The organism is Mesorhizobium sp. M7A.F.Ca.CA.002.04.1.1 (genome assembly GCF_004022805.1).
In the GTDB taxonomy this organism is placed as follows: domain Bacteria; phylum Pseudomonadota; class Alphaproteobacteria; order Rhizobiales; family Rhizobiaceae; genus Mesorhizobium; species Mesorhizobium ciceri.
Window position 1 is genome coordinate 1 of record NZ_RZPL01000388.1, and the last position, 5277, is coordinate 5277.

The following is a 5277-nucleotide window of genomic DNA, read 5'->3' on the forward strand; positions in this document are numbered from 1 at the left end:
ATGTATCGTCAGGTTCGAATTTGGCTGCGGCGAGGGCCATGGAAGGGCTCCGTATTTTTCGGGCGAAAGGATGATTTTTTTCCTGTGCGCGTCGTTGTCCCAAAACCGCTGAGCACTTTTGGGCGACACGCACTATATGTGCGGAGCGGCTGGAACCGCCGCGACCTGACCAGATGGCCAGTCAAACCGGCAACTAGCCTTCAGGCGAGTACCTCTGAACGCGCTGTCGAGCGATATCTGGGGCATGGATGAACCCAGGAGACCAATATGAGCGATTTCAATCTGAGTGCGTTTTCGCAAGCCATCGCCGATCTCGCCGCCCAGGCGGCAGCGGCAACGGCTGGCTTCGCCACGCATCATCACCGCACGGCAAGCGCCTTCCACTGGCGTGACGGTTATTTCGTCACCGCCGAGGAGGCTGTCGAGGCCGGCGAGGAGATCGAACTGACGCTGGCCTCGGGTGAGGCGGTGAAGGCAGAACTGGTCGGCCGCGATCCGTCGACTGGCGTTGCCCTGCTGAAGCCGGCTACGGCCATCAACGCCGTGCCGTTGGCCAGGGCTGACGCGGTGCGGCCAGGCAACATTGCCATCGCCATCGGCAATAGCAACGGGTCGGCTCTGGCCGTTTCGGGCTCGGTAGGCGAAGTCGGTCCGGCCTGGCGCTCGATGCGCGGCGGCACCATCGACCGGCGCATCAATCTGGCCGTCGGTGCCGGCGGCCGTTTCGAGGGCGGCCCGGTTCTCGACGCCAAGGGTGCGCTGATCGGCATGCTGCTGTTCGGGCCGCGCCACCGGGCGCTGGTCATGCCTTACGAGACGATCGAGCGGGCGGTTGCGACGCTGCGCGAAAAGGGCCATGTCGCGCGCGGTTATCTCGGCGCCGGCCTGCATCCGGTACGCGACCGCGACGCGCATGGCGCGATGGTGATGAGCCTCGATGACGATGGTCCCGCCAAGGCCGCCGGTCTCTCTCTCGGCGATATCATCGTGGCGTGGAACGGTGAGGCGGTGCATGGCCCGCGCGACCTGATCCGCAGGCTCGGACCAGACAGTGCGGGCGCTTCGGTGACGCTCGGCGTGGTGCGCGGCGGCGAACAGCGCGATGTCGGGCTGACCATCGGCGAAAAGCCGCTTTCCTGAGAGGAGTGATGGACACGCTCACCAGCGACCGGATCATGCATGACGGTGCCGTCTCGCGGCGGCTGGTGGTGCTGATTGCGCTTGGCGATGCGTCGCGCGCCGAGCGCTTGGCGGCCTCGCTGGCCGCGAGCGATGACCTGCTGCCGGTGGTGGCCGGCAGGGCTGACGTCGCCATCGTTGACGACAGCAGCGGCGGTGCCGTGCCGGCCGCCATTCCCCGGGTTCTGCTATCGGGACGCGCTGGCGAACGGCCCGCGGGCGAGGTGTTGGCCGTCCTCCAAACGGGCGCGGACGATTTGTTGATCGCTGCGGCGGCGCGGCTGGCGGCGGCCGGCTATCGGGTATCGGGCGAGCGCAGAACCGGACGCCATGAGGATTTCCATACTGGCGATGGCGAGCCGTTCGAAGATGAAGCCTCCGACGAGCATGCCGTCCGTCCTTCGCTGTCGCCGCGCGAGGCGGAAGTGCTGGCGCTGCTGGCCGAGGGCGCACCCAACAAGGTGATCGCGCGGCGGCTGAACATTTCCGTGCACACCGCGAAGTTCCATGTCGCCGCAATCCTGATCAAGCTCGGTGCCGCCAACCGCACCGACGCGATTGCCACTGCGATGCGGCAGGGGCTGGTGCTGGTTTAGTCATAAACCCTACGCTGCGTAACGCGGTGTCCGGCGTGTCGGGTCTTGCGCTGTGGTCGCCCGCCGCGCAAAGCTTCGCGTCTGACGTGTTGCAAGGGAGGCGCAAGGAAATGTCGCTCAAGGGAAAGACGCTGTTCATCTCCGGCGGATCGCGCGGCATCGGGCTGGCGATCGCGCTGCGCGCGGCGCGCGACGGCGCCAATGTGACGATCGCGGCCAAAACCGCCGAACCGCATCCGAAGCTGCCCGGCACAATCTATAGCGCGGCAGAAGAGATCGAGCAGGCCGGCGGCAAGGCGCTGCCCGTGCTGTGCGACATCCGTGAAGAGGCACAGGTGGCCGAGGCGGTCGCCAGGACCGTGGAAAAGTTCGGCGGCATCGATATCTGCGTCAACAATGCCAGCGCCATCCAGCTCACCGGCACGCTGGAAACCGACATGAAGCGCTACGACCTGATGCATCAGATCAACACGCGCGGCACCTTCCTGGTGTCCAAAATGTGCATTCCGCACCTGAAGTTGGCCAGCAATCCTCACATCCTGAATCTGGCACCGCCGCTCGACATGAAGGCCAAGTGGTTCAAGAACCATGTCGCCTACACGATGGCCAAGTTCGGCATGTCGATGTGCACGCTGGGCATGAGCGCCGAGTTCGCCAAGGACGGCATCGCCGTCAATTCACTGTGGCCGATTTCGACCATCGACACGGCAGCCGTGCGCAATCTGCTGGGCGGCGCGACGGTGGCGGCAATGAGCCGTTTGCCCGACATCATGGCCGATGCTGCGCATGCCATCTTTATGCGGCCGGCGCGCGAAGCGACTGGCAACTTCTACATCGACGAAGAGGTGCTGCGCGCCGAGGGCGTCAGCGATTTCTCGATCTATGCGCCTGATGCGACCGGGCCGCTGGCCGGCGACTTTTTTGTCCCCGACGAGGTGTTTGCCCGCACGGACAGCAAGATCAGGAATATTTACTAGAGCTCTTTGTTTTGACGCGACGGGCGTCGAGCCAAGCCCTTCGCCACCCGCAGGGAAAGCCCTGCTCGAACAAGGCGGTAGGGCATCGTTCCTGCGGGATTGATTCAACGTCCGGCGGGCGCAGGCTCACGCCTCGTCCTTCTTGCCTTTGCTCAGGCCCATCAGCCGGTCGATATAGGCGAGCATGAGCGCCGAGACGACGAAGGCGAGATGGATGATGGTCAGCCACATCAACTGGTCGGTCGTGTAGGACGATGAGTTCAAGAACACCTGCAAGAGGTGGATCGACGAGATGGCGACGATGGTCGAGGCAACCTTGACCTTCAGCGAACCGACATCGATGGTGCCCAGCCAGTGCACACCGCCGTCCTGGTCGTCGAAGCGGCTGACGAAATTCTCGTAGCCCGAGATGATGACCATCACCACCAGCGAGGCAACCAGCGCGGCATCGATCAAGCCGAGCATCTTCAGGATGGTGTCGGTGTCACCGAGCGTGAACGCCAGGCTAATGAACTCATAGAGCTTCTTGCCGAAGGACAGCGCATAGACGGCCAATGCCAGGGCCAGGCCTATATAGAAAACGACGAGCAGCCAGCGTGAAGCGAGAATGATCGATTCGATGGCGAGTTCGAGACGCTTCATGGGATGATTCCGGCGGGTTGATCTCTCAGACAATGGCCGTATTCGACGAGGCCGCCACCGTTTGCAAGACAAAAAACCCCGCCGAACAAAGTCCGGCGGGGCTCAATGCGTCCCGCTGGAGTCGGGACGGGGCAGGGAACGCCCAGCACCGAATCTGGGGTGGCTGCGCTCGCGATTCAATGAGCCGTGTCTAACGCCCGTACAATTCTTGTTGAACCCCGCACATCCATCCACCCCCGGCTGTGCCGGGGGTGGATGCTTCTCTTGCCGATTCCACAAACCGGGTCATGATTTTGAAATCATGACCTAATTGTTGCTGGCGACCGGTGCCACCAGCGAGGTGATGCGGCGGATGGCGACGCGGCGGTTCTCGCGGTTGGGCGCCGCCGTGTTGACCTTCAGATACTCCTCGCCATAGCCCTGTGTCGTCAGGTTTTCCGGCGGGATGCCGAAGGCATTGGTCAGAGCCTCCGCCACCGCTTCCGCACGGCGATCGGAAAGAGCGAGGTTAGCCTCCGGTGTGCCGACCGCGTCGGTGTGACCTTCGATCAGGAAGGTCTCGGCCGGGTTCTTCTTCAACAGCTTCTCCATGGCCGTCGCTACGCCCTCGAGCTTCTGCACCTCGGTGTCGGAGATGGAGGCCGAACCGAATTCGAAGTTGAGCGTGTCGAGATCGACGCGACGTGCGATGTCGCGCACGCGGGCCGAACGCTTGACCTCGTCGATCGAATAGAGGCGCTGGACCTTCTCGACCGGGGGCTGTTCGAGGAACTCGTAGTAGTCATCGGGGCTCTCGACGTCCTCGGAATCGAGAATGTATTCCCGGCGCGGGATGGTCAGCCGCATCGGCGGCAGGTCGTCGCCGGGATCACGCCAGTCGCTGTCATCTTGATAGTGCCGCTCGTCGACATAGCTCAGCACATATTCGCGTCCATCCGGCGCGATGCGCGAACGCTGGATAACGTCGCCATAGCGGTTGCGGATGGTGACGATCCGGACACCGTTGTCACGCTCGACGATTTCCCGGGTGCGATCGCCCGACAGATCCTCATAGTAGACTTCTTTGGCACCGCGGGTGACGCGCGGGGCGTCATTGCTCTGGACAAATGTCTGGTTGTTGAACTGTAGGATGACGCGATCGCCGAGTTTCCTGACGACGTCGACGCCTTTCGGACGCCGACGATCGCGGGCGATCTCATCGGGCGCACGCTCTACGCGCGTGCCCTTCTCCTCGGTCACCGGGACGATCTTCTCGGGCTTGATCTCCTGCTGTGCGGCCCTGTCGTCGGTGGGCGGCGGACCCTGGTCGACGGGAGCAGCCACCGGCTTGCGGCCCTGATCGCCACCTTGCTGGGCATTTTGCCCGCCATTCTGCTGCTCGCCATCCTGCTGAGCATTCTTGTCGCCACGTTTGCGGCCGCCGCCCCTGCGCTCGACGTCCTTCTGGCTGTCCAGGATGGGAGCGGCGTTTGGATCGGCCGGTGCTTCGCCTTGCACCGGGTTTTCGCCCTGTGCCGGTGCTGCCGTCTGACCATTGGCCGGTTGTTCGCCGGTGGTGGGTTGTTCGGCCGTCGCCGGCTGCTCGCCAACAGGTTTCCTGCCGTGCTTCTTCGTCGTGTCCTGGGGCTGCTCGCCTTGGGCCGCCGGCTGCTCGCCGGCAGGGGCCGTCGCCTCTCCAGCGGGAGCTTCCTTCGGCGTCGGGGCGACTTCAGGTTGGGCTTGCTGATCCTGCCTGTTCTTCTTGCGCGGCTGGGCCTGCTCGCCGGGCTGATTGTCGTTGGCCGGCGCGACCTGTTCGGCCGGCGTCTGCTCGGTCTGCTGCTGCTGATCACGCTTCTTCCTGCGCGGCTGCTGTTCCCCTGCGGGTGCTGCCTGTTCGGCCG

5 protein-coding genes are annotated in these 5277 nt (G+C 64.0%); 3 read left to right on the forward strand and 2 right to left on the reverse strand.

Features of this window, described 5'->3' with window-relative positions; translation table 11 throughout:
* Positions 1–267: 267 nt before the first annotated feature.
* The 3 genes from ENZ75_RS19765 to ENZ75_RS19775 all read left to right on the forward strand — a co-directional run bounded on the left by ENZ75_RS19765 (position 268) and on the right by ENZ75_RS19775 (position 2752).
* Positions 268–1140: a S1C family serine protease gene (locus ENZ75_RS19765; RefSeq protein WP_063168768.1), complete on the forward strand. Its 873-nt coding sequence runs from the start codon at positions 268–270 to the stop codon at positions 1138–1140.
* Positions 1141–1148: 8 nt separating this feature from the next.
* Complete coding sequence (locus ENZ75_RS19770) at positions 1149–1775, forward strand: helix-turn-helix transcriptional regulator (protein WP_063168767.1); 627 nt, start codon at positions 1149–1151, stop codon at positions 1773–1775.
* 110 nt (positions 1776–1885) lie between these two features.
* The gene (locus ENZ75_RS19775; protein ID WP_013530170.1) at positions 1886–2752 is read left to right on the forward strand and encodes an NAD(P)-dependent oxidoreductase; all 867 of its coding nucleotides are present in this window, start codon (positions 1886–1888) and stop codon (positions 2750–2752) included.
* 126 nt (positions 2753–2878) lie between these two features.
* Here the strand turns inward: ENZ75_RS19775 and ENZ75_RS19780 are convergent, their stop codons facing one another.
* Both ENZ75_RS19780 and ENZ75_RS19785 read right to left on the reverse strand, forming a co-directional pair.
* A complete protein-coding gene (locus ENZ75_RS19780; protein ID WP_013530171.1) occupies positions 2879–3394 on the reverse strand; it encodes a TIGR00645 family protein in 516 nt (171 codons plus the stop codon).
* A gap of 306 nt (positions 3395–3700) precedes the next feature.
* Positions 3701–5277: OmpA family protein (locus ENZ75_RS19785; RefSeq protein WP_245481179.1), on the reverse strand; the 1577-nt coding region annotated here is incomplete at its 5' end.

What these genes read in the sequence shown, in the direction of transcription:
- ENZ75_RS19775 (WP_013530170.1), top strand. Translation starts at nt 1,886, where the DNA reads ATGTCGCTCAAGGGAAAGACGCTGTTCATCTCCGGCGGATCGCGCGGC.
- ENZ75_RS19770 (WP_063168767.1), top strand. Translation starts at nt 1,149, where the DNA reads ATGGACACGCTCACCAGCGACCGGATCATGCATGACGGTGCCGTCTCG.
- ENZ75_RS19765 (WP_063168768.1), top strand. Translation starts at nt 268, where the DNA reads ATGAGCGATTTCAATCTGAGTGCGTTTTCGCAAGCCATCGCCGATCTC.
- ENZ75_RS19780 (WP_013530171.1), bottom strand. Translation starts at nt 3,394, where the DNA reads ATGAAGCGTCTCGAACTCGCCATCGAATCGATCATTCTCGCTTCACGC.